This is a genomic window from Bacillus sp. FSL K6-6038 (genome assembly GCF_038050455.1).
Classification (GTDB): domain Bacteria; phylum Bacillota; class Bacilli; order Bacillales; family Bacillaceae_G; genus Bacillus_A; species Bacillus_A pseudomycoides.
The window spans coordinates 1413381-1440130 of the sequence record NZ_JBBOUH010000001.1 but is presented as its reverse complement, the minus strand read 5'-3'; the positions used below and the strand labels follow the sequence as shown (position 1 = coordinate 1440130).

Annotated in this window: 28 protein-coding genes, 2 pseudogenes and 1 riboswitch; of the genes and pseudogenes, 5 read left to right on the top strand and 25 right to left on the bottom strand. The window is 34.2% G+C overall.

Annotated elements, in window-relative coordinates:
• Positions 1-110: 110 nt before the first annotated feature.
• The 10 genes and pseudogenes from NSQ40_RS07280 to NSQ40_RS07235 all read right to left on the bottom strand — a co-directional run bounded on the left by NSQ40_RS07280 (position 111) and on the right by NSQ40_RS07235 (position 9686).
• Positions 111-359, bottom strand: coding sequence for a hypothetical protein (locus NSQ40_RS07280; protein ID WP_003196104.1), 249 nt, complete (start codon positions 357-359; stop codon positions 111-113).
• A 27-nt stretch (positions 360-386) separates the two neighbouring features.
• The gene (locus tag NSQ40_RS07275; protein WP_003196103.1) at positions 387-677 is read right to left on the bottom strand and encodes an SAV0927 family protein; all 291 of its coding nucleotides are present in this window, start codon (positions 675-677) and stop codon (positions 387-389) included.
• Positions 678-695: 18 nt separating this feature from the next.
• Complete coding sequence (locus tag NSQ40_RS07270) at positions 696-1994, bottom strand: Glu/Leu/Phe/Val family dehydrogenase (RefSeq protein WP_003196102.1); 1299 nt, start codon at positions 1992-1994, stop codon at positions 696-698.
• 219 nt (positions 1995-2213) lie between these two features.
• Positions 2214-3563 (bottom strand): APC family permease, encoded by a 1350-nt coding sequence (locus NSQ40_RS07265; protein ID WP_003196101.1) that lies wholly within the window; start codon positions 3561-3563, stop codon positions 2214-2216.
• Positions 3564-3978: 415 nt separating this feature from the next.
• The gene (gene nrdF, locus NSQ40_RS07260; RefSeq protein ID WP_003196100.1) at positions 3979-4947 is read right to left on the bottom strand and encodes a class 1b ribonucleoside-diphosphate reductase subunit beta; all 969 of its coding nucleotides are present in this window, start codon (positions 4945-4947) and stop codon (positions 3979-3981) included.
• A gap of 181 nt (positions 4948-5128) precedes the next feature.
• Positions 5129-6517: a ribonucleoside-diphosphate reductase subunit alpha gene (locus NSQ40_RS07255; protein WP_003196099.1), complete on the bottom strand. Its 1389-nt coding sequence runs from the start codon at positions 6515-6517 to the stop codon at positions 5129-5131.
• A 1048-nt stretch (positions 6518-7565) separates the two neighbouring features.
• Positions 7566-8264 (bottom strand): annotated as a pseudogene (locus NSQ40_RS07250) (ribonucleotide reductase N-terminal alpha domain-containing protein); the annotation flags it as partial.
• The gene (gene nrdI, locus NSQ40_RS07245; RefSeq protein WP_003196095.1) at positions 8251-8610 is read right to left on the bottom strand and encodes a class Ib ribonucleoside-diphosphate reductase assembly flavoprotein NrdI; all 360 of its coding nucleotides are present in this window, start codon (positions 8608-8610) and stop codon (positions 8251-8253) included. The pseudogene NSQ40_RS07250 and the gene nrdI, both read right to left, overlap by 14 nt.
• 545 nt (positions 8611-9155) lie before the next feature.
• On the bottom strand, positions 9156-9467 hold the full coding sequence (locus NSQ40_RS07240) for a hypothetical protein (protein ID WP_003196094.1): 312 nt from the start codon (positions 9465-9467) through the stop codon (positions 9156-9158).
• A 24-nt stretch (positions 9468-9491) separates the two neighbouring features.
• The gene (locus tag NSQ40_RS07235; protein WP_003196093.1) at positions 9492-9686 is read right to left on the bottom strand and encodes a hypothetical protein; all 195 of its coding nucleotides are present in this window, start codon (positions 9684-9686) and stop codon (positions 9492-9494) included.
• A gap of 217 nt (positions 9687-9903) precedes the next feature.
• On the opposite strand from NSQ40_RS07235, the gene NSQ40_RS07230 reads away from it, so the two are divergent.
• The gene (locus tag NSQ40_RS07230) at positions 9904-10482 is read left to right on the top strand and encodes a GNAT family N-acetyltransferase (protein ID WP_003196092.1); all 579 of its coding nucleotides are present in this window, start codon (positions 9904-9906) and stop codon (positions 10480-10482) included.
• Between the two features lie 37 nt (positions 10483-10519).
• On the opposite strand, the gene NSQ40_RS07225 is transcribed toward NSQ40_RS07230, so the two are convergent.
• Positions 10520-11122 carry a histidine phosphatase family protein gene (locus tag NSQ40_RS07225; protein ID WP_018764170.1) on the bottom strand — a complete coding sequence of 201 codons (603 nt, stop codon included), beginning with the start codon at positions 11120-11122 and terminating at the stop codon, positions 10520-10522.
• 94 nt (positions 11123-11216) lie between these two features.
• Positions 11217-11375: a hypothetical protein gene (locus NSQ40_RS07220; RefSeq protein WP_003196090.1), complete on the bottom strand. Its 159-nt coding sequence runs from the start codon at positions 11373-11375 to the stop codon at positions 11217-11219.
• 232 nt (positions 11376-11607) lie between these two features.
• On the opposite strand from NSQ40_RS07220, the gene NSQ40_RS07215 reads away from it, so the two are divergent.
• Complete coding sequence (locus NSQ40_RS07215; protein WP_003196089.1) at positions 11608-11793, top strand: YkvS family protein; 186 nt, start codon at positions 11608-11610, stop codon at positions 11791-11793.
• Between the two features lie 48 nt (positions 11794-11841).
• Here the strand turns inward: NSQ40_RS07215 and queF are convergent, their stop codons facing one another.
• From queF to queC, 4 genes are read right to left on the bottom strand one after another with little or no spacing between them, the layout of a single operon-like run.
• Positions 11842-12339, bottom strand: a complete 498-nt coding sequence (gene queF / locus NSQ40_RS07210; protein WP_003196088.1) for a preQ(1) synthase — start codon at positions 12337-12339, stop codon at positions 11842-11844.
• A gap of 28 nt (positions 12340-12367) precedes the next feature.
• Positions 12368-13084, bottom strand: a complete 717-nt coding sequence (queE, locus tag NSQ40_RS07205) for a 7-carboxy-7-deazaguanine synthase QueE (RefSeq protein ID WP_018764168.1) — start codon at positions 13082-13084, stop codon at positions 12368-12370.
• The gene (gene queD, locus NSQ40_RS07200) at positions 13077-13571 is read right to left on the bottom strand and encodes a 6-carboxytetrahydropterin synthase QueD (RefSeq protein ID WP_003196086.1); all 495 of its coding nucleotides are present in this window, start codon (positions 13569-13571) and stop codon (positions 13077-13079) included. The genes queE and queD overlap by 8 nt, the downstream gene beginning before the upstream one ends.
• Positions 13571-14233, bottom strand: coding sequence for a 7-cyano-7-deazaguanine synthase QueC (gene queC, locus NSQ40_RS07195; protein WP_258248211.1), 663 nt, complete (start codon positions 14231-14233; stop codon positions 13571-13573). Before queC ends, queD begins: the two co-directional genes overlap by 1 nt.
• A gap of 93 nt (positions 14234-14326) precedes the next feature.
• Positions 14327-14370, bottom strand: a riboswitch (PreQ1 riboswitch).
• A gap of 420 nt (positions 14371-14790) precedes the next feature.
• On the opposite strand from queC, the gene NSQ40_RS07190 reads away from it, so the two are divergent.
• A complete protein-coding gene (locus NSQ40_RS07190) occupies positions 14791-15999 on the top strand; it encodes an ATP-binding protein (RefSeq protein ID WP_033796979.1) in 1209 nt (402 codons plus the stop codon).
• A gap of 8 nt (positions 16000-16007) precedes the next feature.
• Here NSQ40_RS07190 and NSQ40_RS07185 read toward each other — a convergent pair whose 3' ends face one another.
• The 4 genes from NSQ40_RS07185 to NSQ40_RS07170 form a co-directional block, all read right to left on the bottom strand.
• Positions 16008-16124, bottom strand: a complete 117-nt coding sequence (locus NSQ40_RS07185) for a DUF6254 family protein (protein ID WP_000018497.1) — start codon at positions 16122-16124, stop codon at positions 16008-16010.
• A gap of 276 nt (positions 16125-16400) precedes the next feature.
• Complete coding sequence (locus NSQ40_RS07180) at positions 16401-16934, bottom strand: DinB family protein (protein WP_018764166.1); 534 nt, start codon at positions 16932-16934, stop codon at positions 16401-16403.
• Positions 16935-17072: 138 nt separating this feature from the next.
• Complete coding sequence (locus NSQ40_RS07175) at positions 17073-18767, bottom strand: M3 family oligoendopeptidase (protein WP_003196081.1); 1695 nt, start codon at positions 18765-18767, stop codon at positions 17073-17075.
• 712 nt (positions 18768-19479) lie between these two features.
• Positions 19480-19926: a MarR family winged helix-turn-helix transcriptional regulator gene (locus tag NSQ40_RS07170; protein ID WP_003206377.1), complete on the bottom strand. Its 447-nt coding sequence runs from the start codon at positions 19924-19926 to the stop codon at positions 19480-19482.
• Between the two features lie 238 nt (positions 19927-20164).
• On the opposite strand from NSQ40_RS07170, the gene NSQ40_RS07165 reads away from it, so the two are divergent.
• Positions 20165-21661, top strand: a complete 1497-nt coding sequence (locus NSQ40_RS07165) for a DUF3149 domain-containing protein (protein WP_041488318.1) — start codon at positions 20165-20167, stop codon at positions 21659-21661.
• A 29-nt stretch (positions 21662-21690) separates the two neighbouring features.
• Here NSQ40_RS07165 and NSQ40_RS07160 read toward each other — a convergent pair whose 3' ends face one another.
• Positions 21691-21972, bottom strand: coding sequence for an aspartyl-phosphate phosphatase Spo0E family protein (locus NSQ40_RS07160; RefSeq protein WP_033798111.1), 282 nt, complete (start codon positions 21970-21972; stop codon positions 21691-21693).
• A 552-nt stretch (positions 21973-22524) separates the two neighbouring features.
• Here NSQ40_RS07160 and NSQ40_RS07155 point away from each other — a divergent pair.
• Positions 22525-23292, top strand: coding sequence for a divergent polysaccharide deacetylase family protein (locus NSQ40_RS07155; RefSeq protein ID WP_003196076.1), 768 nt, complete (start codon positions 22525-22527; stop codon positions 23290-23292).
• A 41-nt stretch (positions 23293-23333) separates the two neighbouring features.
• On the opposite strand, the gene cbpA is transcribed toward NSQ40_RS07155, so the two are convergent.
• The 4 genes and pseudogenes from cbpA to NSQ40_RS07135 form a co-directional block, all read right to left on the bottom strand.
• Entirely contained in the window at positions 23334-23957 is a 624-nt protein-coding gene (cbpA, locus tag NSQ40_RS07150; RefSeq protein ID WP_018764164.1) for a cyclic di-AMP binding protein CbpA, read from the bottom strand.
• Between the two features lie 123 nt (positions 23958-24080).
• Positions 24081-24710 (bottom strand): class II aldolase/adducin family protein, encoded by a 630-nt coding sequence (locus NSQ40_RS07145; protein WP_003196074.1) that lies wholly within the window; start codon positions 24708-24710, stop codon positions 24081-24083.
• A gap of 472 nt (positions 24711-25182) precedes the next feature.
• Entirely contained in the window at positions 25183-25965 is a 783-nt protein-coding gene (locus tag NSQ40_RS07140) for a DeoR/GlpR family DNA-binding transcription regulator (protein ID WP_003196072.1), read from the bottom strand.
• 28 nt (positions 25966-25993) lie between these two features.
• Positions 25994-26528, bottom strand: a pseudogene (locus NSQ40_RS07135) (2-aminoethylphosphonate-binding protein).
• Positions 26529-26750: the final 222 nt, after the last annotated feature.

Genomic DNA, 26750 nt, shown 5'->3' with positions numbered 1-26750 from the left:
ACTTGTATTGTATCATTAAAATCAGATTTTTTTAATTAATCTGACAATATACATTTTTTACTTACTTAAATAAAAAAAGAAGATGGATAGTTCCATCTTCCTCCCTAAAATTAATCACTACCACTAATTAAAATATCTTCTTGAATATACGCTAATACCATCCCTGGGATTACTTTATCTCCTGCTTCTACTTCTAAAGATTGTACTTCTCCGCTACATCCCATTTTAATTACTTCCAGCTTACCATTCATATTTTTAATCGCAAACAGTGGTTCCCATTCATAAATTCGAGAGTCCTTATCAATAGCAACTTTTTCAACTGTTCCATAGCATGGGCTCGTAACTATTTCATAATACAAAATAAATCATTCCCTTCCTTTATTCTATTAATATTGCTCTGCCAACATTTGTGACTGGAGAATCATATGAAAAAAGCTTTGAAAATCTTCTACATCTTCTATTTCAATTCCTAGCTTAGGTGCCCAGTATTGCTCTTCTTCGATATCTTCCTGACTTAATAAAATCATTCTTCCATTTTGAATAGATGTGACCATTGCTTTTCCAAAAAATTGCTGTGAATACGTGACTGCTATATCATAGCGATGATGATGCGACACAATACAGTAATAACCAATTGGTTGCTTTTCAATTTGTTCTAATAAAATGTCCAGTTTCATTTGATTCCTCCCTTTAACTTAAAAATGCAACCATCCTCTTAGACGCGACGCTTCTACAATTTTACGAACCCCTTCTATATAAGCAGCAATTTTCATATTTACCCCAAACCGTTTTGAAGTGTTAAATACATCAGAAAAGCTAGATGTAATTTTTTCTTTTAAACATTGGTCTACATATTGCTCTGTCCAATAATATCCTTGGTTATTTTGGCACCACTCAAAATAAGAAACAATAACACCTCCAGAGTTCGCTAAAATATCCGGAACAACTAAAACATCTTTCTCTTCTAATATTGTTATCGCCTCTTTCGTTGTCGGACCATTTGCAGCCTCAATGATAATCTTACACCCAAGTCTTTCTGCATTATGTTTCGTAATTACTCCTCCAATTGCTGCTGGAATGAGTACATCACATTCTTTTTCTAGCAACTCTTGGTTAGAGATTGTTTTACTAAAGAGGTTCGATACAACACCAAAAGAATCTCGATTCTCTAATAAATAAGGAACATCTAGACCGTCTGAGTTATAAATGCCACCTAAAGCATCAGATACTCCTACTACTTTCACACCAATATCATATAAATATTTTGCCAAATGACTTCCAACGTTTCCAAACCCTTGAATGATTACCCGCATATTTTGAATTGGAATATGTTTTAATTCACTTACTAATTGGAGCGTGTATAATACCCCTTTAGAAGTAGCTGTTTCTCGTCCTTGTGATCCTCCTAGCATTAACGGCTTTCCAGTAATAAAACCAGGAGAATCAAATTCCCTAATATGATCATACTCATCCAGCATCCAAGCCATAATCTGAGCATTTGTATACATATCAGGAGCTGGAATATCTTTAGTAGGTCCAACAATTTGGCTTACTGCTCTTACATAGCCACGGCTAAGTAACTCTAATTCTCTAAAGCTCATCTTCTGCGGATCACAAATAATTCCGCCCTTTGCTCCTCCATATGGAAGTCCTGTAACTCCGCATTTTAAGCTCATCCATCCGGCCAACGCTTTTACTTCCTCTGCTGTAACATCTGGATGAAACCTGATACCACCTTTTGTTGGCCCTGCTGCATCATTATGCTGAGCACGATATCCTTGAAATACCTTTGTTGTTCCATCATCCATTCGAACAGGAATACTTACTTCTAAAAAACGCATCGGCTTCTTAAGAAACTCGAATACTTCCTCTGGATAATGCAAAACATGGAGTGCTTCTTTTAATATGGATTGAAATTCCTCTAAAGCATTTTCCGACTCAACTTTTTCTTGAATAGATTGTGTTACATCCTCTTTTTCTGATTGAATTGCCACGATAACACCTCATTTATTTATTTTTACTAGTGTTATAAAGCAATAATCGTGCCAACTGGAAATATAATGTTTATATTATCGTTTCAACCTCAACTCTTTCTCTTATTTACAAAATGTCTCACGTTCTTTATGAATAGTTGAATGATTTATGCATTATTGCATAATTGTAGCCTCTACAAAATAAAAAACACCGGATAAATCCCGATGTTTTTTATTATTTTACATTTCCTGCACTTCTTCAAAATGCATTTGCGGAGGTGCTGAACGAAACATGTTCGTAATATATAAAAGATAACCGATTCCAATGGCAGCCCAGCTAAGTCCAAGAATAAGCGAATGAATATTGAGGTTAAACCATAACACAGCCACTGTACCTGCACCTAAAATAGGCATAACTAAGAAATTTAAAAAATCTTTTGTTGTTTTATATCTTTTTTGCTTTATAACATAGTAGGCAATTACAGATAAATTAACAAATGTAAATGCAATAAGCGCTCCGAAGTTAATAAGAGATGCTGCTGTTTCTAAATCAATAAACATAGCAGAGAGCGCAATAATTCCCACAAAAATAATGTTATATACTGGAGTTCGCAAGCGAGGATGAATGTATCCAAATATCTTCTGCGGAATTACATTATCTCGCCCCATTACGTATAATAATCGCGATACACTTGTATGAGAAGCTAAGCCTGATGCTATTGTTCCCATAAATGTTCCTACTAAAAAGAAAGTTTGAAATAATTTTCCTCCGACGTATAATGCAATTTCTGGAGCTGCTGATTCTTGATCTTTAAATACGGATGCATCTGGAAAAAAGGATTGTGTAAAGTACGTAGTGACAATGAATAAAATTCCGCCAATTAAAGCAGTAAGAAAAATAGCTCGAGGAATCGTCTTCTTTGCGTTTGGTGTTTCTTCTGAAAATGTAGTTACTGCATCAAAACCTAAAAATGAAAAACAAAGAATTGTTGCCCCTGCAACTAACGGTGATATTTGTATATCTGATTGAAAAAACGGCTGAATGGAAAAGACTTCTCCAGTTCCTTCTCCTGCTATCAATCCTTTTATAACGAGAACTACAAACACAACCATTACTAGCACTTGAAATGTTACTAAGAACGTGTTGAAATTGGCAGTAACATTTACACTAATAATATTGATAAGTGTAATAAGTAGAACAAAACCAATGACCCATGCCCAATCTGGAACACTTGGAAAAAGTGCCGACATATAAATTCTTGTTAATAGTGCATTCACCATTGGTAAAAACAAATAATCCAATAATGCTGACCATCCAACAAGAAACCCAAGCCTTGCACTAATTGTCTTTTGTGTATAAGTGTAAGCAGATCCAGCAGTAGGAAAAACCTTTACCATTTTTCCGTAGCTTGCAGCTGTAAATAACATCCCTGCTAATGCAATAAGATAAGCTCCAGGAACATGCCCACCCGTTTTTTCAGAAACGATTCCAAATGTATCAAATCCTACCATTGGTGTCATATACCCAACGCCTAGCATAACAATTGACCAAAGTCCTAATGAACGCTTTAACCCAACTCCTTTTCCCACCTATCATTCCTCCTACTTTCTCTATCTAATTTTCATGTACAGATTGATAACTAAACAGAAAACGCTTTCAACGAACCGTATATGTCATATAATGCATTACAAAACCCCTTTCTTTATTTTTTAAATATTCATGCAATTTTTGAGCCAAAATTGTCTTTGTTAAAAAATTTACTAAACAGCCATATTTTTTTATGCTCCAATGAAATTACAGGTGGGATTATTTTTCTAATTGCTTCGTTAATTTTCTATTCATTTTGACATAACTTATTCAATCTCTCATACCAATAAATACAAATGAAGTGAAACTTTAATCAGTCGGCGAATAAAAACTTATCATGAGATAATAACATTATGTAAACTATTCATAACAAAAAAGCTGCCTTTATATGAAAGACAGCTTTTTCAATCTTATCTATTAAAAATCGAATACGAAATCATCGTCTGATAACTTTTCAACATTTGTTGCTTTTACATAACCATTCCCTTTTACAGAGAAGAAATCATGGTTTTTCGTATCTGTACGTAAACCGTTTAATACGATTGGGTTAATTTCTTCTTCCTCAAAGCGTGGTTCTAATCCTAAGTTCATAAGCCCTTTATTCGCATTGTAACGAACAAAGCGATTTACATCTTCAACAAGACCAATGGATGTATAAATTTCTTCTGTATATGCCATTTCAATTTCATACAGTTCCATCAATAACTCTTGTGTTTCTTTTTGCACCTCTTGTTGTTCTTCTGCAGAAAATTCCGCAAAGATTTGCTGTGCTAAAATACCAACGAATACGCCGTGAATTGACTCGTCACGAATTATTAAGTTAATAATTTCACCACTCGCTGTTAATTTTCCTTGTCCTGCTAAGTAAAGCGGATAGAAAAATCCGCTATAGAACAAGTAACTTTCTAAAAATACACTTGCTACCATAGCCATGTATAATTCTTTTTTCGTTACTTGTGGCTTCAATAAACGACGATAGTAACCTGTAATAATACCTGCTTTTTTCTCAAGCAATGGATGGCTATCTACCCATTCAAAGATCTCATCAATTTCTTCTTCCGTTGCGAGTGTCGTAAAGATATGACTGTAACTCTTCGCATGTACTTCTTCCATAGCACCCATGAAAGCTAATACACTTTTTGCTTGCAAATTCTCAAGATGAACAAGTACAAGTGGCATCCCTTCGCCGCCTTGCTTTGTATCTAAAAGTGTTAAACCACCTAATACACGCTTATACACAATTTGCTCTTCTTTTGATAATTGCACCCAAGTATTTTTGTCAGAAGATACCGCAATTTCTTCTTCTGTCCAAAACTGAGCGATGTTTTGCTTCCAAAACATTAAACTAAAATCGTCTTCTTTTTTGTTCCAGTTTACCGCGCGCATTGAATCGCCCCTTCTCTATCAATAAGCTTTTCTAACATGCGGTAAAGCTTTCAATTTGTAATGAAAACTTAACCGCATGTTAGACGTCTTAAATTTTATAACTAAGCATGAGCAGGGTCAGAAAAACCCTGCTCATGATGTCTTACTCTTTATTTTGTATATCAATCAATTATAGTTTGCATCAAACTGTACAAGCAACGCACTCTTCCACGCTTAACTTACGTGTTCTTGTATAATACAAACTCTTTAGACCTTTTTTATGTGCATAGATGTAATAACGTGCTAATTCACGCGTAGAAATATCGCTATTTACATAAAGAATTGTACTAATTCCTTGGTCAATATGCTCTTGAATTTCTGCGATTAAATCAATTAGTTTAAACTGATTCATATCGTAAGAAGATTTATAATACCAGAACGTATCTTTTGATAAATACGGCATTGGGTAATATGTTGTCGCATTTGCATACGTTCTTGACTCAATTTGACTTACGATCGGCATTACGCTTGAAGTTGCATTTTGCACGTAACTGATCGATTGTGTCGGAGCGATAGCCAATCTATATGAGTTGTATAAACCGTGCTTCTGTACTTCCTCTTTTAGACTTGTCCAATCTTCTTTTGTTGGAATATAGATTCCTTCAAATAACTGCTGTACTTTATCAGTTACAGGACTATAGTCTGTTGTTTCATACTTTTCAAAGTATGAGCCATTTGCATAATCCGACTTATCGAAGTCTTTAAATGTTTCGCCCTTTTCTTTCGCAATACCCATACTCTTTTCAATGGAGTAGTAATTTAACATCATAAAGAATGTACGAACAAATTCTTTCGCTTCTGCACTTTCATAAGCAATTTTATTTTTCGCTAAATATCCATGTAAGTTCATAGCACCAAGTCCAACTGAATGAAGCTCATCATTTGCTTTTTTCACAGTCGGCGCGTTTGGAATAACAGTCATATCAGAAACAGCTGTTAATGCTTCCATTCCTGCATGAACTGCTTCACGAATTTCTTTATTCTCCATTACGTTTACAATATTTAATGATCCTAAGTTACAGTTAATATCACGGCGGATAATGTCATCTGTACCATAGTCATTAATTTCAGATGTTTCTTGTAACTGGAAGATTTCCGTACAAAGGTTTGACATCTTCACAGTTCCAATATCCTTTAACGGATGTTGTTTGTTCGCATTTGATTTAAACATTAAGTATGGATAACCAGACTCAAGCTGAATCATAGCAATTTTAATGAGCATATCACGTGCACTAATATCAAGTGGCTTCTTCTTCACATTCGGATTACTCATCAGTTCATCATACATTTCATCAATATCTATATCATCTAAATGTTTTCCGTACTCTTTATATACTGTATAAGGTGCGAAAACATGGAATGGTTCGTTTTTCTCTGCAAGCTCAAAGAACTTACTCGGAACGATAATACCGATTGATAGGGACTGAATACGGCTCTTCTCGTCGGCATTTATTTTTTTTGTATCGAGGAATTCTATAATATCCCAATGGAAAATGTTTAAATATACTGCTCCGGCACCTTTTCTTTGCATATTGTTACTCCATACCTTTAAAACGTATGGGGGATAGTCATTTCTGCTATCCTCTCTATATCGCTATAGAGTTCAGACCATATCTTCTTCTCACCAAATTCTTTGTTTAACCACTCATCGTATTTTTGATGTACATGAATATGACATAAATCACAAAGTGGCAATAAATTCATCATAAGGTTTGCTTGATCAAAGCTTTCAAAAAACGGAATGGAATAATGTGATGTAATCTTAGTGTATTTATATCATATTTTTCTAAACACCTTTGACAACGAAAATCATAAAACTCAAACATATACTCTCGCATCCTGGACCAGTTTTTCCCATACTTGTTCGTTGTGCCGTAATTCAGCTCCACAAAAAATTTATTATTACAACTTTTTGAACAAAAAACTTTTGAATCTCTAACAGTATATGCTGGCCTAGAAAAAGGGTTTTCACAGTAAGAACATATTAAATTTACAAGCTGACTTCTATTCAATGTCCACCTACACTCATGCGAACATGTTTTTGTTACACTTTTATCAGAATAAAATTCACTCGCACATATAACACAAACTAATTTATATCTTTTAGTTTGACATTTCTTACTACAAAACTTTTGATTTATCCTTTTTCCTACAAATGATTTTCCACATCCAAAACATATTAAATTATAGTTTGTATTAATAAGTGCAAGCTTCTTCCGACACTCTAATATTCCACACGTTTTGGATCGTTCCATCTCTCTTTTATTATTCTGATTAACCTCATATTTACTTTTACAAATAGGACATATTTTTGTTATAAAGCTCTTTTTTCTCCCCATAACTGGATACACCCTTTGAATTTGGTTGGTTTGAGAAGCCAGGTTCGAGCTATATAGTCACCTACATAGCCACTTGGTCGTTGAACCTTCTCCCTATCTAATAGACTTAGGAGCTCGGCTGCTGATTTCCTGCAATCTTGGATTTTTAGGGGGCGCTACGTAATTTCTTCGTAGTATCCTACCTAGATATACTCAGGCGTTCCAGCAATTGACCCGGTTTTATAGTTGAGCCATAAGTTAACCCAACTGATTCGCATATGAAAACGAATCTTCAAGCAATTTCATAACTGGTACAACACCGCTTGCTGCGTTATCAATACCTTTAATTTGCTCACCGCGTGCGCGTAGCTTAGAAAGGTTTAAAGCGACTCCGCCACCAATTTTTGATAGCTGCATCGCCGTATTAATATTAAATCCAATCGAATTTAAGCTATCATCCATCTCTAACAAGAAACAAGACACCATTTCTCCTCTTCTGCTTCTTCCTGCATTCAAAAAGGTTGGTGTCGCTGGTTGGTAGTTTTGTTTTACAATCATGCTTGCAAATTGTTTTGCTTTATTAACATCACCGCGTCCTAAGTATAATGACACAATTGATACACGATCTTCGTAGCTTTCTAAGTATTGTTTTTGATTATTTGTTTTTAATGCATAATCCTTATAAAACTTAGATGCCGCCATATAAGATTGGAACTCGAAGTTTTCACCGTATGCAACGTTGTATACTTCCTCTACTTCCTCCAACTTATACTCGTCCAGAACGTTGTAATAGTAATCGTGCTTATTCATATACTCGATTCGCTCTGCCACGCTATCAAAATGAACGGTATTCGCTCTCGCTTCTTCCATAAAGACTTCTAATGCTTCTTTATCTTTATGAAGCTGGTAGAAACCGTCTTGCATTTGCGTGATTTCATTATTCAGTTCAATGTGTCGCAATCTCCCGCACCCTTTCTTTAAAATATTCTACATCTTTATTTGTTCCAGATAACTCAAATTTTGATACAATAGGTACTTCGTATCTGGATGAGATTTTATCTGCACTTGCTCCGAACATATCTCCCCAGTTGCGATTGCCACTTGCAGATACGCCTTTTAAATTTGCATTATTGCGTTCTAAAAATTCTAAAACACGTTCCGGCACATTTCCAAAACCTGTTGTATACGTAATAAGAACAAAATCTTCGTCTAATACTAGATTGTCATTAATTTGAACGGCCGGCATATTTAATTTGTGGATGAAACGCTTCACGTTTCCTGTCATAGAATCATATGCAACTAACATTTCCGACCCTCCCCTTCTTTCTTTAATATCTAGATGTCGTTTCATGATTTCTCTATATATTGTATTACGTTTCAAAACAAGACACAAGATATATGTATAAATTCTTTCTTTTTTTAACTTTTACTTTTCGACATGACAAGTCCTTTTTTTCAATACAAAGACTATGAAACAACATTCTAAAACTCATGTCAATAAAGTGCTTTTCGAAAAAGTTGTCAACGAATTTAATCATATTTACAAAAATGTTATCAATATGTTTTGTCAAAAAACAGTAAATGCTGGAGAAATATATTTCTCCAGCATCACATAAAAAAGAACAGAATTTACGAGATAATCTGTTCGAAACCGGTTACACATTATTCAGATCACACAAGTAAGGACTTCTCTCTCTTGTGGATTAAACATTTATTAAATCGAGTACATATACTTTCTTTTTTGTTACACAATAAAACATATTATTGTAATGAAAAGGACAATTATTATGGCACACCAATTTATTCGTTAGTGTGATGAGAATTTTAAAAAGACTGTACACAAAGCACCGCTCATTCGCAATGTTCAATACGTAAAATATCCTTTATAAATAAATGATGAAAATTTTCGTCTTTATCTTGCATTGTAAATACTGGCGCTTCTTCATCAAAATATACAACCATTCCCTCTACATATTGATTCATATGCTGAAATTTCACAGTTGCTCGAATGTGAATTTCTTGCTCATATGCTACTTTCAATTTTTCTATAACTTCTTCTGTACGTTTCTCAGGAAACATAACCATTCCTACGAATCGTTTTCCTGTACCATCTTTCCACATGTAGTCCCAGTGCGGTAAAATACCTTGTTTAAATTCTCCCATAATTCTCCTCTCCTTTTCCTTCTATTAAGAACGTGGTGTTTCTATATATGTATAAATAATTTTCCCGCCGTGCTGTGCATTCCCACTGAAATGTTTAAAATCTTCTCGATTTACTACAACCTCACGAAACGTATAAAATACATCCTTAGTTACAATATACTCTTCTATCTCTCCATTTTTCAGTTGATCTAAAATTGTATTTGCTAATTGTTTATCCATGTATTTCACCTCTCTGCAATATTTTATCCTATCTTTCACAAGTCGACAATGTTAAATTTCTTACATTCACAGCAAGTATCATATACTACCATAACGGTTCATCTATACTGAATCAATTCGATATTCAAGCTTATCCTATAAAATTCAAGAAATTGATGAATAACTGGTTGAAACTTTATTTTATGTTACAATAAGAATGACAACTAGGAGGGATAATATGATTCGGAAAGCAAAAAAGACAGATGCGAAGGCAATATCTCCCTTATTGTATAACGCTCTGCATGAAATTGCTGAAAAAATCACAGGTGGGAGAACAGGAACAGAAGTCTTGACAGGGCTTGAAACTTGGTTTTCAAAAAAAGAAAATCGACTTAGCTACGAGAACTGTTTCGTTGAAGAACAAGATGGACAAGCAATTGGAATCATCGTAGCCTATCATGGCAGCCATGCAAAACAACTAGATACTCCCATTGTAAAACACTTACGAAAAATCCATCAAGATTCATCTATTACGCTAGAAAAAGAAGCTGAGCTCGATGAATATTATATTGACACATTATCCGTTTCAAACACATATGGCGGACGAGGGATCGGCTCAAAATTGATTAAAGCAGCAGAAAATGATGCCTATGAAAAAGGCTATGAGAAAATCGCATTACTTGTAAATTTAGAAAACAAGCGAGCTTTCTCTTTATATAAAAAACTTGGCTACCAAGAGGATAAAACGGTTATGCTTGTTGGAGAGCCATATGCTCATTTAGTGAAACCACTATATAAAAAAGCTTTCGTTTCTTAAAAAAAAGCACACGATTCTTTATTGTAATCGTGTGCCTTTATGTTAAATTGGTATTCAATATATTTCCATTCATTGCTTCATGAAATGTATATTCTGTACAACTCCATGGCTTCCCATGAAAAATAGGCGGACCAGACCATCCTCTAGCACGTAGCTCAGCCCCAATCATCGTATTAAAATAACTATGCCCTATGAGCGCAATTTGCCCATGTACTAACGCATATCCGACTAATGTATCAGCTGCTTGCTTCGCTCTTCCTTGTACTTCACGATAAGACTCAACACCTTTAGAATATCCAATCATCCATAATGTACGCCCAATAAATGTCCATACTTCCGGTTTGCACTTCACCCATTTCGGAACAAAGAAACTAGATGGTACTTCTGCCTCTCGAAAAAGGGAGCTTTGTATAAAAGAAAGAGAATTCGTTAATTCTGCTGCTGACTGTACCGTACGTTTTTGATCACTCGTTACAATAAGCTTCGCAGATTCGATTACTTCAACCGTCTCAATTGGTATGTCCATACTTTTTTCCATACCGTCTAAATCGTACCGCTCCATCCATTTGTGGAACGATGATACTGTCATTGATTCTGTAACATTGTTCAAGCGACCGTGACGAATAAAAGAAATTCGCATCTTCTCCACTCTCCATTCACCGCTCATCACCTATATTATTATGCACTTTTTCTTATTATCATCATACCATGGAGAAAGAGAAAGTCATACTTCCTTACATATCCGCACCGCTCTCATGAGTGACAGAAGCATGCATACCATCTAATCCATCAAAATATGTATCTGTTTCATGGATACGAATTATTTTTAATTGCTTATATGAAAATAAGAATAAAAGGATCATTATAAAACTTCCAACAATTTTAAACAACATTTTTACCGCCCCCAGTTTATTATACCCCTATATACTGATATAAGCACTTTTTTATCAATTCCCTCTCCTAAAATAGAAAAATACTTTATACATTTCTTATGAAAAATGACTATTTTTTGAAATTTTCTCATGGAAACATTTACAAACAGGGGAATATAGTTCAAAATAAAGGGAAATAAAAAAGAACAACATTGTTCTTTTTTTGGTAAAACTGTAACAAGGAGAGTTGCTTATGAAAACCGCAGAAACTGGAGATATTATCGAATTTAAAGGTGGAATGCAAGGCCGTGTTCAAAAAGTAAATAAAAACTCCGTTATTGTCGATATAACAATCATGGAGAATTTTAGAGAACTAGATATGGAACCTCTTACAGTTGTAAATCACAAAAACTATACAGTTATCAATCAACATGCGTAATATAATAGAAAAAAAAGGATCTGCATGTATCATACAGATCCTTTTTCATTAACGATTATCGATTGTTTCAGGATATAAATCGTGATTCATCATGCGATATTCTGCCATTTTTTCATATTTTGTACCAGGACGACCATAGTTACAATATGGATCAATCGAGATACCACCACGTGGTGTGAATTTCCCCCACACTTCAATATAACGTGGATCCATTAATTTGATTAAATCATTCATAATGACATTCATACAATCTTCATGAAAATCTCCATGATTACGGAAACTAAATAAATACAATTTTAATGATTTACTCTCCACCATTTTTTGCTCTGGAATATAACTAATATAGATCGTTGCAAAATCTGGTTGTCCTGTTTTTGGACATAAGCTTGTAAATTCAGGACAGTTGAACTTTACAAAATAATCACGGTTTGGATGATTGTTATCAAATGTCTCTAAAATTTTTGGGCTATATTCAAATAAATATTTTGTATTTTGGTTTCCAAGTAACGTTACATCTTTTAAATCTTCATCTAATCTTCCTGCCATTTTTCATACATCCCTTCAATTCGATTCCTTATACGCCTCGTTTATTTCCCCACACTAACGCGTGAAGCTGAGGTAATACTTTTGCGTCATTCATTTCTTTGCAATGAACAGCTTTTTCAATGAGCCATTCATATTTTTGTAGTAAATTCCTAATAAGAATTGCATCATCCACTGTTTTCGTATCATCATTTCCAACTTGTAAGAAAAACGGTACATGCGGATAACGCTCATGCACTTTTATCGCATATTCAAAATCGTGATCATCAAATACAACGACTTTTAAGCTAAAATCTTTTCCTGCTAATCTTTCAATAACAGAATCCAGCATAATAAAATCAGTTTTCATCTGTGAGCTTGGGGGCTTTGGCGAAATTGTTATTTCGTCAATATGAAGCAACCATTCCTGCCATTTACTTCCTTGCGTCTCAATGGCGGTGCGAATTTGTTTTTCTTGTAATAAAGACAGAAAATCGTCTATATTTTTCAACAACACTGGATTCCCACCTGAAATCGTTACATGTGAAAAATTTTCTCCACCAATTTCTACAAGCTCACTCCATATCTCTTCGGGAGTCATTTGCCGAATTTGTTCTTTCGCTGATCCATCCCATGTAAAGGACGAATCGCACCACGCGCAACTATAGTCACAACCTGCTGTACGAATGAACATCGTCTTTTGTCCAACAACCATTCCTTCACCTTGAATGGTCGGCCCAAAAATTTCCAGAACAGGAATTTTACTCACCGATCATCCACTCCCGTCTTACTTCCGCATAACTTGTTGGTGTTTCAAATAGACGAACAAATTCAACCCGTGCTCCTTTATATTCATTTGCACGGTCTTCTTTTGTAAGTGCCTCTGCCATCTTCTCATATATCCAAACGACCATATTTTCAGCTGTCGTATTCATCGCTGGTAATGTTTCATTTAAATAACGATGATCCAAATAAATTTCTATTTCATTTTTCCAAATTTCTTTTATATCTCCAAAGTCAATAGCAAGTCCAATCTCATTTACATATCCACTAATTCCAAAAACAACTTTGTATGTGTGACCATGTAAATTTTTACATTTCCCTTCATAACAGTGCAAATGATGCGCTGCATCAAATGTAAATTCCTTACTTACCATCACTCGTTTATTATGATATTTCAGTTGTTCACGTTGAATGTCCTTGTCCACTTTTTGTAAATTTTCTACAATGCGAAATCCAAAAAAATTCTGTTCCATTATGCGTTCGCTCCTTCGCGTTCTTGTAAATACGTATCTAAACCTGCTTTACGAAGTTTACAAGCTGGACATTCACCGCAGCCATCACCGATTATTCCGTTATAACATGTTAATGTTTTTTCTCTAACAAACTCAAATGCGCCAAGTTCGTCTGACAATTTCCATGTTTCTGCTTTATCAATCCACATAAGTGGTGTATGAATAACAAATGGATAATCCATAGATAAATTTAAAGTAACGTTTAACGATTTCACAAATACATCACGACAATCAGGGTAACCGCTAAAATCTGTTTCACATACGCCCGTTACAATATGACGTGCTCCAACTTGTTTTGCTAGCACAGCTGCAAATGATAAGAATAGTAAATTTCGTCCATCTACAAATGTTGATGGCAATTCACCTTCTTCATGTGTAATCTCCATATTCGTTCTCGTTAACGCATTTGGAGCAAGTTGATTTAATAGGCTCATGTCAAGTACTGTATGTTTAATTCCTAACTCTTTCGCAATATCAGCTGCACAGTCAATTTCTAACTTATGACGTTGATTATAATTAAATGTCACAGCTTCGACTTCTGCGAACTGCTGCATTGCCCAAAATAAACATGTTGTACTATCCTGGCCACCACTAAAAACGACAACTGCTTTTTCTTTTTTCATCTCACTCATTCTCCTTCTCTACTACGAATAAGAAGAAAGAACGTTCTTGAACTGTCACAATAAAAAAACAAAACAATACCTAAGGATATTGTTGTTTCCATAGTTTTTTATAGAGGGAGTTCGCGAACCTCTCCCATGTTATACATGGAATTTCTTCTTTCATTAACAACACATATTGTAACATACTGCACATATCCAGAAAAACATCTGATTTTTCTGTCTTTTTTGCAGGTTTAAGATTCATTTTCTTGTATTTTAATAGTATGATTATACTTATATAAATCCATTTTGATTTTCCAACATATAAGTCGCTGCTATAAAGAACAAAAGGTGACCGCTACTTATTTTCTCTCTTTGTTTTCACTTTGCATGGGGCAGAAAGAGGCGCTGACTGCTTCTATGCATGGCCGGATGCTCTCTCACCTAAAAAGAAAGGTTTTATGTCGGTTTTTCAATTTGTACTTATATAACACCATACATATGAGAATAGGGAGGAGATAAACCTGAAACTCTTTATTATTTATCTCTTTTTAAACATATTATCCATCCTCGTTATGATGCTAATGTATCACTCATTTTGGAATCAAAAAGGGAAACATTCACCTAAGTTAAATTCAACCGTATTTATATTATTTTGCAGTGCTGCAACAATTCTTTGTATTTCTTTTGCAGCAAGGATGGATAATGGATTTCAATTTGATATGCGTCATATTGTATTAATTGTCGGTACGTTAACAGGAGGTCCTATTGCGGGTGGATCGATTTTAGCTGTATTAAACATATACCGTTTTTTATTAGGAGGCATAGGAGTTTTTCCATCTATTATAGCTTCCATTTGCTTATATATTATTCTCCTTGCCACATACAGACTCTTTCAAAGAGGGAGCAATCATATAAAAGTAGTACTTGCTATTTTATATAGTTTTGTATACGTATTTAGCTGGATTCCTTTTTTCCTTGCTGAAGTTCCTAGCACTGAATATTACCTCCCTCATATTATTGTGTATGAATTATGTACCATCATTGGTACCATTCTTATTCTTTATTTACTAAACGTACTACAATTACAAATACGCCTACAAGAAGAACTAATTAACGCTGAAAAATTTCACCTAATCGGAGAAATGGCTGCCTCTATCTCTCATGAAGTTCGTAATCCTTTAACTTCAACGAAAGGTTTTTTGCAACTCCTACAATCCGAAGAATGCTCTGAAGAAGATCGAAAATTATATACAGAAATTGCTATACGTGGTATTGAACAAGCAAATCACGTACTCACAGATTATCTAACATTTGCAAAACCAAGTATAGAAAAAGAACAAGTATTACAAATCGAAGATGAATTACTTCATGCTGTATCTCTCATTACTCCACTAGCTAATTTGACAAATGTTCGTATAACTTACACAAAGCAAAGCAACATCTTTTGTATTTCTGGAGAAAAACAAAAATTTAACCAATGCTTATTAAACATTTTAAAAAATTGTATTGAAGCCATGCCAAAAGGGGGAGATCTTATTCTCACATTAATACCGAGTCATACACAGATACAGTTGGCCATAAAAGATACTGGTATTGGCATGGATCTAGAACAACTGAAACGTCTTGGTTCTCCCTTCTATTCAACGAAAGAAAAAGGCACTGGACTTGGGATGATGGTCGTATTCAGCATCGTAAAAGCAATGGGTGGAAAAATCGATATTTCAAGTGAAAAAGACATTGGTACAACCTTTCTATTAACTTTCCCACTCATACAAAAAACGTGATGAAATCATCACGTTTTTTCCGTTTCATCAACAAGTTCCGCAAAAGTCTTTACTTTCCCATGCGGTTTTTGATTTTCTTTTCGTGCCTTCCAACTACGCTCTTGCTCTTTCTTTTTGTGTGACATGCTTTCAACTCCTTCTATGTTCTCTTTATGTATTATTCCAAAATAAAAGATAAAAATATGCATCAATCCAGTTTCTTCATCCTCCATTAATAATTAGTCCTCATTAATTAGGATTTTATAAGTGGTTTATCCCCTACCCATCTTCTTTTTCTGCATCTTAAGAAGTGGATATTACTACCCTCGAAAAGCAGGGATAAATAAGAAGAAGCGAGATAATTACTACCTCGCTTCTTCTTATTTATTCAATATAGTTCCCATGTAAATGGGAATTTTTCTTTACCTTTGCAAAATCGCATATTTTGCTTCTTTTAACTGTGTAAGATGGCGTTGTTCATGTAAATCAAGGAATTGTATCCATTGATATAGATTAAGCTCCTGAAACACAGGATGTTTTAACGAATTTTCGAACAATTCTTTTTCGTCTATAATACTATGCAGCGTATGCAATAATTCTGCGCGTGAATGTTCGAGTAATTGAATTCCTTGTTGTCTTTTCATTAATGTTTCTGTTGGTTGCATTTGTTGAGGTGCTTCTCGTTTATATGTTCGATCAAGAGTAAGTTGGAGATCTTTGAGTGGAACTACTTTTTTGTCTTTTTTCTGTAAAGCATACACAAGGGATGAAGTGACAGATTGTTCAATTAGGTGTAGATGATGCATAATTTGAATGATACTCCATTTATCACGGCGCGGTTTTACATTCACTTCCGTATCATTTAACATCTCAATTTCTGATAATAGTGTGTTTCTTGTAGATTGTAACGATTGCAGCAAAGTTTCCAAACTAACATTCATATTAGATTGAAGCATAATTCTCCCCCCTCTTTTTTGGTAAAAAAAGGTGTTTCCAACTTAGAAACACCTTTGAATAAATCTGAATTTTCTTATATTATCTCATTGTTTTATGAATGTGTCGATTACAAAATGTGAAAAAAACAAGGTTGATTTTTACAATTTTGTGTCATCCACTGCATGTAACCACGTTTGAATCTCAGTGATTACGCCTTGCACACACCCATCTGTAAATGGAGATGTCAAATTCGCAATTTCTACTAATTGTAAGAAGGATTGACTTCCCCCCTTTTGACAAAGGTTCACATAGTCTTCCCACGCTTCTTGTCTATTGTCTCTTGCTCGCTTCCAAAATTGCAGTGCGCAAATTTGAGCCAATGTATAATCAATATAGTAGAAAGGTGAGCTATAAATATGCCCTTGACGCTGCCAGAAACCACCACGTTCTAAATAATCATTGTCTTCATAGTCTCGATGTGGTAAGTACTTTCTCTCAATATTACGCCATGCCGCTTTGCGATCCTCTGGAGATGCTTCCGGATTTTCATATACATAATGTTGATATTCATCAACAGATACACCGTATGGTAAAAATAGAAGTGCTGAACTTAAATGAGAGAAATAATATTTATCCGTATCTTCCTCAAAGAATAATTTCATCCATGGCCACGTGAAAAATTCCATACTCATAGAATGAATTTCACACGCTTCGTACGTTGGCCAATTGTACTCTGGAATTTCAAACTTCCGGCTCTCATATACTTGAAACGCATGACCTGCCTCGTGTGTTAACACATCAATATCACCTGATGTTCCATTAAAGTTCGAGAAAATAAACGGAGCTTTATAATTTTCAATGTATGTACAATAACCGCCACCAGCTTTTCCTTTTTTCGCAACTAAATCTAATAATTCATTATCTAACATAAAGTTGAAGAACTCATCTGTTTCTTTTGATAATTCTTTATACATTGTCTTCCCATGATTAATAATCCACTCTGCATCTCCCTTTGGAGTCGGATTACCTGTTGCATATTCAAAATTCTCATCATAGTAAGCAAGCTTTTCTACACCAATGCGTGCTTGCTGCCTTTTTCGTAATTCTGTCGCAACTGGAACGATGTAATCTAGTACTTGTTTACGATAATTTGCAACCATTTCCGCATTATAATCTGTGCGATACATTCTTGCATATCCAAGTTCAACAAAGTTTTTAAAACCAAGTGTTTTCGCAATCTTCGTTCTTACTTTTACAAGTTCATCATAAATACTGTCTAACTCTTCTTCATGCTCTTCTAAAAAACCATAATAAGCTTCACTTGCTCTTTTACGCATATCTCTATCCGTATGTTGCATAAAAGGTCCAAGTTGTGATAATGTTCTCTCTTCTCCTTCAAAATCAATTTTTGCAGCCGCTAAAAGTTGTGTATATTGCGAAGATAATTTATTTTCTAATTGTAAATCTTTCACAACCTCATCTGAATATGTTTTTGAATTACATTCTGCTAAAGCAAATAATTGTTTCCCATAATAAGCCTCCAGTTCATCACGAAACGGAGAATTCATCAATGCTTTATAATATTTCGTTACATAGCCTTGTACAATCGGAGAATACTCATCAAAAAAATCTTGTTCTTCCTTATAAAAGGGATCCGTTGTATCAACAGAATGGCGGATATAACAAATATTTCCCATTGTACCAAAATCATTGCGAATCTCATTAATTACACCAATTACTTGCTTTTGCTCTTCTATCGTCTTTACATTCTCAAACTGTTCTAAAGCTACAGTGAATTTTTCTTGCAACTCTTCCGTATTTGGGCGTGTATATTCATAGTTCTTAAATGACATGAATATGCCTCCTCTCAATTATATGTACCCTTACTATAATTCCATTTCCTTTTCTGAATCTCCTTTTATTCTTCAACAGAATCCATTAGAAACTGTAACATTCCATCCATACTTCTTGTAGAACGGTGAATGAAATTACTACCTATATAAAATGAAACTTCCATCCGTGAGTTTTTTCTTTATCCCTCAAACCCTCACCTATCTTTCTCGCTTCTCTCTGAATCTTGAGGAAGAGGTTTTTCTACCCGTAAATAGCGGGATAATCAAAAAAGCCTTTGACCATTTTACATCGAAAGCTTTTTTAACATGTTATATAAAACCATTTTGATTTTTCGACATATAAATCGCTACTATGAATAACAAAAGATGACCTGCACTCTTTTCCTCTCTTTGTTTCCACTTGGCATGGAGCAGGTAAAGGATCTGGCCGCTTCTACGCATGGCCAGTCGCTCTCTCTCATCAAAAAAAGAAAGGTTTTCTGCCGTTTTTTCAATTTGTACTTATATAAATTGAAATTCCCATCACTACTCGGGACTTTGCGAGATAACCCTTTGTTAACTTCCAACACATAAAGTCATGGCTATGAACAACAAAAGGAAATTACTACTCATTTTCTCCTTTTGTTTTCACTTGGCATGGGGCTGAAAAAGGATTTGGCCGCTTCTACGCATGGCCGGTCGCTCTCTCCCATCAAAAAAGAAAGGTTTTCTATCACTTTTCATATTTCCCAACTTTTTTAAGCAAAGATAACAGCTCATTTTTCTCATCTTTTGTTAACATTCCAAAGGAATCCTGTATAACTTTTTCATGCTTTGGAAAAATAGAAGCGATGAAGGTCTCTCCTTCTCCTGTTAACTGTGCATATATAACACGGCGATCATTCGGGCATGGAATTCGTTTCACAAGCCCCTTTTTTTCTAACTTATCAACAACATACGTAATACTTCCACTTGCAATTAAAATACGCTCTCCAATTTGTTGAAGCGGCTGACTACCTTTATGATATATCAATTCTAATACAGCAAACTCAGTTGGATTTAGTCCGTTACTTTGTATTGATTTATTTGTAGCATCCATAACAAAGCGGTGCACACGCGATAATGCAATAAACAATTTTAAAGATTGAGAAATCTCTTCCCTCTCATCATTCAACTTCATACGATTTCAACCCTTCACTTAAATTCACAAAAATTCGAGACAATCTACCAAATAAAAAGTTTTTCCATAAAGCAAAATAGCTACCAATGGTTCATCTTTGTCTACGAATGATCGCTCAATCATTTCTCATTTTTACTCTTTCCCACATGCTAAGTACTAACTTTCACACATGAAATAAAAACATGACAATTTTAACACAGTTTATATATAATGATAATAAAAAAAAGGAGTAGCAATCTTGAATGGAAAATTACGAAGCATAACTTTTTATATACTGCTTGTTATATTACCGACACTGGGAATCGGTGCAACTTTCTATTCTTATCACACCTACCAAATGCAACAGGAAAACAAACAAGCTGCTCATACTGTTTTATTTTTATATAGGGACTACTTAGATCACCGTATTGGCGAAGCAATTTCCGCCTTAGAGATGCTTGCTATGGTCGTAAATACAGAAACAGAAAATACAAACGGAATTCAGCAAATATTACACGATACCGATGAAAAAGACGAGCGTTTTTCTGGATTATATTATACAAATAAAAACGGCCTAATTACTGTAGCATCAAAAGGTTTAACAACACCAATTCAGGTTGCAGATCGGTATTATATAGCAGAAGCTTTTAAATCCAAAAAAACAACTGTATCATCTGTCATTACAGATCGGGTTCTTGGACACCAAGCTATTATGATTGCCACACCCATTTTTACAAAACACAAACAAATTTCTGGTTTATTGTTGGCTAGTTTACGCTTTGATTATATATCGTCTGCTTTAAATGCTATTAAACCACAATATCATTTTGAAGTAACCGATGAGCATGATGTAGTCTTTTTAACAGATGATAATAACGAACCAACTGGGCAACATACAAACAAAATTTCTACTCCACTACAAAAATTAAAATGGAAAGTTGCTGTTTCTCCATTACCTATTCATAAAACAACTTTATACAAAACCGTTGCGGTAGAATGTCTGGTTACTTTATTTTTAATGACAATTTTATTTTTACTCGTTCAATATATTTTGCTGAAACGACAAACAAGATTGGAGAGACAACAAAATGAAATACAAAAAATTGAATTAGTTGGTACTTTTGCAGCTAGTACAGCTCATGAAATCCGTAATCCACTTACTGGAATTAAAGGTCTTGTAACACTCTTAAAGGAAAAACATATACAAGAACAAGACCAATTTTATTTTTCTGTTATCGAACAAGAAATAAAACGTATCAATGAAATTGTTAGCGAATTTCTTATTCTTGGTAAACCAACAGCGATTATCGAAAAAAAGTATGATGTAAGGGATATTATCAAAGAGGTCTCGTTAATTATTCGATCCGAAGCAAATTTGCATAATATTATATTCACCTTGCAGTTACCAGACCATCCTGTTCATATCCGTTGTTCAAAAGATCATATGAAACAAGTGGTTTTAAATATTACAAAAAATGCAATTGAAGCTATGTCATCTGGTGATGTATTAACAATTCAGGTAACCAGTAATAAAGAGCACGCACAATTACACATTATTGACACAGGAAAAGGTATTCCAAAGCATATTCAAAAACACCTCTTTCATCCGTTCTTTACCAGTAAAGATACCGGAACAGGTCTTGGTCTTGTCATATGCAAACGAATTATAGAAATGTATGATGGACAAATTGTGATTGATAGTACAAAAAATAAAGGAACCACAGTTCATATAAAGCTTCCATTAGATTCAGCATAATTATCCTTCTCTGCGGAGGGTAATTATGTTTATTTCATAAAAGCAGTCACAAACATTTTCCAAAAAGCACTTGATTTCCCTTCATATTCCATTTGAAAAAAGGGTACCTTCATAAATGCGAACCATCTTGGTGTTTTTTGTTCTTTATATCGTTGATACTGTACAATAAGCTTGTCCAATTCTTGACTCACTTGAATTGTTTCAGTACTGTTTAATCCGTTTGTTAAACCTAAATGAATCATTTCTTCACGCTTCATATGAATATCACGCGAAAGTTTTTCCATTGTGTACTCCCGTTTTGCTGTAAACATCCATATCCCCCTCATTATTCTTCCATACTCTCTACTTCATTTTCACTCCATACATTCAGACTACAAATGTATATTGTAACCGAATTAGAATACTCAGAAATTCTAACATTTTCTCCCTGTAATTTACAAATCTTTATCCTCACTTTGAGAATTATTACAAATTATTCTATCTTTGTAAATACATTCGCAATAATAGACATTTTTTTCATGGTATTTTTTCCAAACGACAAATAAACTCTACTTTTACATTTTTAATTTCCAGTACTTCGACATTTTTCTCGTTTAATTTATGTAAAAAACGCAAATCATAATTATAGATTTGCGTTTCCATCTTCACAAATACAGTACCTTATTTTATTAAAAAAGATAAATTTTCTATAAAGGTAAACCTTAATCAGTGCGAACTTTCTTCATCCCCACTGATTATTAGCACTTACCAATCAGGATTTTAGTGCAGTTCATGCAAATTACATATCTAATTTGTTTCACTAACTAGAAATTTGATAAAGCTTTATTTATAACAAATCACCCACTCAGAAAGGAATTTTTTATATGCGTAAACATATCATTATTTTTTTCATTTTATTATCTACTGTCATTTTTCCTTTTCAAACGTATGCCCATACAAATAAAGTTGCCATTGTAATCGACGACTTTGGAAATAATATGAAGGGAACTGAAAGGATGTTATCACTTCCCATTCCACTTACTGTAGCTGTTATGCCCTTTCTTCCATCTACAAAACAAGATGCAGTAGCTGCACATCAAAAAGGGCATGAAGTTATTATTCATATGCCAATGGAGCCTATTAAAGGAAAAAAAGAATGGCTTGGTCCTAAAGCCATTACAACTGATTTAAGTGATCATGAAATTGAAAGTCGGGTCGAACAAGCGATTCAAGAAGTACCACATGCAATTGGGATGAATAATCATATGGGTTCTAAAGTAACAGCTGATGAAAGAATTATGCGAATCATACTATCAGTATGTAAAAAACATGGCCTATTTTATTTAGATAGTAAAACAAATCCCAATAGCATAGTACCAAAAATCGGAAAGGAATTAGGAGTTCCTATTGTAGAAAATCAATTATTCTTTGATGATGTTTATACATCATCTCATATTACAAAGCAAGCACAGTTACTTCTACAAAAAATTAAAGAAAAACCTGTCGTAGTAGCAATTGGTCATGTCGGCCCTCCTGGGGAAATTACTTCTCGTGTTATTGAGTCCACCATTCCTAAAGTACGTGAACATGCAGACTTTATTTTCTTATCCGACCTTGTCCTCTCACCACCACCTGTCTCCAAACAAAAATAGAGAGCAGCTATATGCTGCTCTCTATTTTTCATACTACTACCTTATATATAATCTACATGACTCACGCGAAATCCTTTTTTCTCTATTTTTGCAATTAATGATTCTAATGCTTTTTCACTTAAGTCATCTGTAATGTTCACAATAACACGACGAATATATTGATCACCATTGTCCAATGTAAATAATCCACCAATATGATAAGACCTGAGCAACGTTCCTAACTCCTTAATTGTCCCCTTACAATCTTGCGTTGCGATTGTTATTATATAACCACCCGTTTGCATCCCAAATGAATCTTCAATGACATCAAATATATTAGAATGTGTTAAAATGCCAACAAATTCATTGTACTCATTCAATACAGCTAAAAATGGAAGACGCCTAATTACATAAAAGGCTCGAAAAAAAGAATCCTTTTCAAAAATAAATGCAGATTTATCTTCCATAATATCTTTCACACATACATCTTCTAAACCCTCATTACATTTACGTTCTAAAATATCTACTTTATAAATGATCCCTTTAAATCTCTTCTCATCTTCTGCAAGTACAGGGATTGCTCTATATCCCTTCACGTCCATAATTTTTAACGCCTGTTCCCCCGAATCATTATCCTTACAAAATGTCACCTGTTGTTTCGGCAGAAAATGATATTTAACTCGCAAAATACGTTCCTCCTCACATGACGACATGTAATCTATATATAATAAGGAGACCCATATTTTATGAGTGAAATTATTTTTTAAAACGCTTTCATTTATTAGTTTGCACGTAACGAATTATTCTCTTTATATAACTGAACTCTTAGTTCCTTTAATCATCAATAATTTCACGTGATAATTCATTAAATACTCTAACCCTTCTAGCCATTTTTTCGTCTCTTCTGGCGAGTTTCCCCATACAATCATTCCGTAATTATGAACAAGTATAGCACCGCCGCCTTCTATAAAATTAGGAACATGATTCTCTAATAAATCAGCAAACTTCTTTTCATTTTCTACAATCGGAATCGTAATCTCTGTAATTCCTTCTTTTCCAAAAACACGTTCTACAGTGCGTTTTTCAAATGTAACTGCTCCTTCTTTTCCATATAACTCTGATATTAAATGACTATCTACAGTTTGAACTTGCAAAATACACTCCGCATTACCTTTTTTATAAATATCTGCATGCATAAACGATTCAACTGCTGGTTTTTCATCGTTTGCAAATACAGGCTCGCACATACTATTTACTACAATAAAATCCTCTTCTGCAAATAACCCTTTGTCTCTTCCTTCAATATTTACTAAAAATGTTAATGGTTCTTGTGATGTCCGCATAGATAAACTAATTTTTGTACCATAAAACCAATCACGGAGAGCCAATTCCATTTTTACATCTCTTAACTCTTTCCACTTCTTTAAAAAAAATAACATTTCGTCACCCCCATGAGAATATTACTGTAATGGTTTAGCCATTTCTATGTAAAAGAAGTATTTTTTGATTATTCTAAAAATTTAATTGAATTATCACATGAGAATCTCTTTTTGTCAATACAATTTCTTCATCTACCTGAAAATTAGGCACGTGTTACACAACAAAAAAAGCTCTTTCACAGAGCCTTTTTGTTCATCATTTGAAGCATCTCACTCTTCTCTTGCTCATTAATAATGCCGATCTTTTGTAACATATTTGTATACAATATAAGTTTATTATACAAGCGTTCCGACACCTTTTCCCCTTCTTTCCTCCAGTCAACTTTTTTTCTGTTGGTAAATTATATGAAGGAAACCGAAAAATGTGTCCATTTTTTTTGCACTGATACAAAACTTTTCAAAGTACCTCTCTCATCTATGTGTAAAACAATAAAACAATAGGCCCTACAACTTTCGGATTGGAAACCTATATTTAACTAATCGTCCAGCGAATATTATTTTTTGTAATAAATTCTTCAAAACTATGCGGCATTTTTTTATCGCAAATTACGTGCCCAATATCAGAAAAACCGGCGATTCGATAATTTCCTTTTACCCCCAGTTTTGTATGATCACATAAAATAAATGCCTTTTCCGCTAATTGAATCATCGCTTCTGATAACTTAGCTTTTTCCAATTCAAAACTCGAGATTCCAAAACTAGGTAACAATCCATCAATTGAAATAAATGCCTTATGAAAATGAAACTGACGAATGACTTGCTGTGAAATAGATCCTGATACACGACAGTGTTTTGGAGATACCTTTCCTCCAATAAATAATACTTCACCATCAAACATTTTTTTATTTATAGAAGAAATGAATTGGGTTGCAACAGGAAATGAACTCGTCACAACAGTTAAGTTTTTCCGATGAACGAGATACGGGACCATTTGCAGGGGCGTGCTTCCATCATCGATAACAATGACATCTCCATCTTCTACAAAAGTTGCTGCTTTATAGCCAATTCTTTTCTTTTCCTCAATATATAGCATTTCTCTTTCTAGCATAGGGGGCTCTATCCCTGCCCCCGGAAGTTGAACCGCTCCCCCGTATACTTTCTTCAACTTCTTTTCCCGATCAAGCTCTTCTAAATATCTGCGAATGGTTTCTGTTGATACTGAAAATTCACTTGCTAGCTCTGAAACTTTCACTTTTCCCTTAAACTCTACTTTTTCAAGAATACTACGCTTTCTCTCTTCTCCAACAATAGACATAACTTCACCTCATTTTTCTCTCTCCCACTTACTTTTTCGGTTCTGCTTTTTGCCCAAATTCTTTTTCCCAACGTTCTAAAGTTTTATCGCGATTATCAGCCGCCCATTTAAAATCGTTATTTTTATATAACTTGTCTGTTACATCTTTTGGGAAACCATCCGGAAGTTTATAATCATTTTTAATCGTCGCGAATCCATTTTTCTGGCTTTTTATCATCTTTAAATTGCGGAAGTACACGATCTACACCTTTTGGAGAGTATTCTTTCAACATTTCTTTCTTTTCTAGAGCTAAAAGACTAGAAGCTGCTATTCCCCATACAACATCTGCTTGTGTATTTTTCCCTTCTGCTAACAATTTCGCTGTAATAACCCCTGTTGAATCACGAACAATATTTAATTTCACATCTGGGTATTTCTTTTTAAAGGAATCAAGATAAATAGGTACAAGTTCTTCTTCAATTGCTGTGTAAGCTGCTAATGATCCAGACAGTTTGTCATCTTTCACTTTCGCCCCAGCAGTTTCTTCTTTCTTAGTACCACATCCCATTAATAAAGAAAACATTCCCCCGGTTGCTACAGCTTTAAAGAGTGTTTTTTCACTTTTTCTCTCTCCTTTTATTTTTCTTATGTACAACTCCAATATAAACGCCAAGTGTAAAAACAGTATTAAACTAACATTAATCTTTTGTTTGTTGTTTGTTTTTGTGTAATACGTTGCTACTTCAATGTTTTTTCATATTTTTTCACAACAAAAAAACAGAAAATTTACAATTAATTAAGAAAA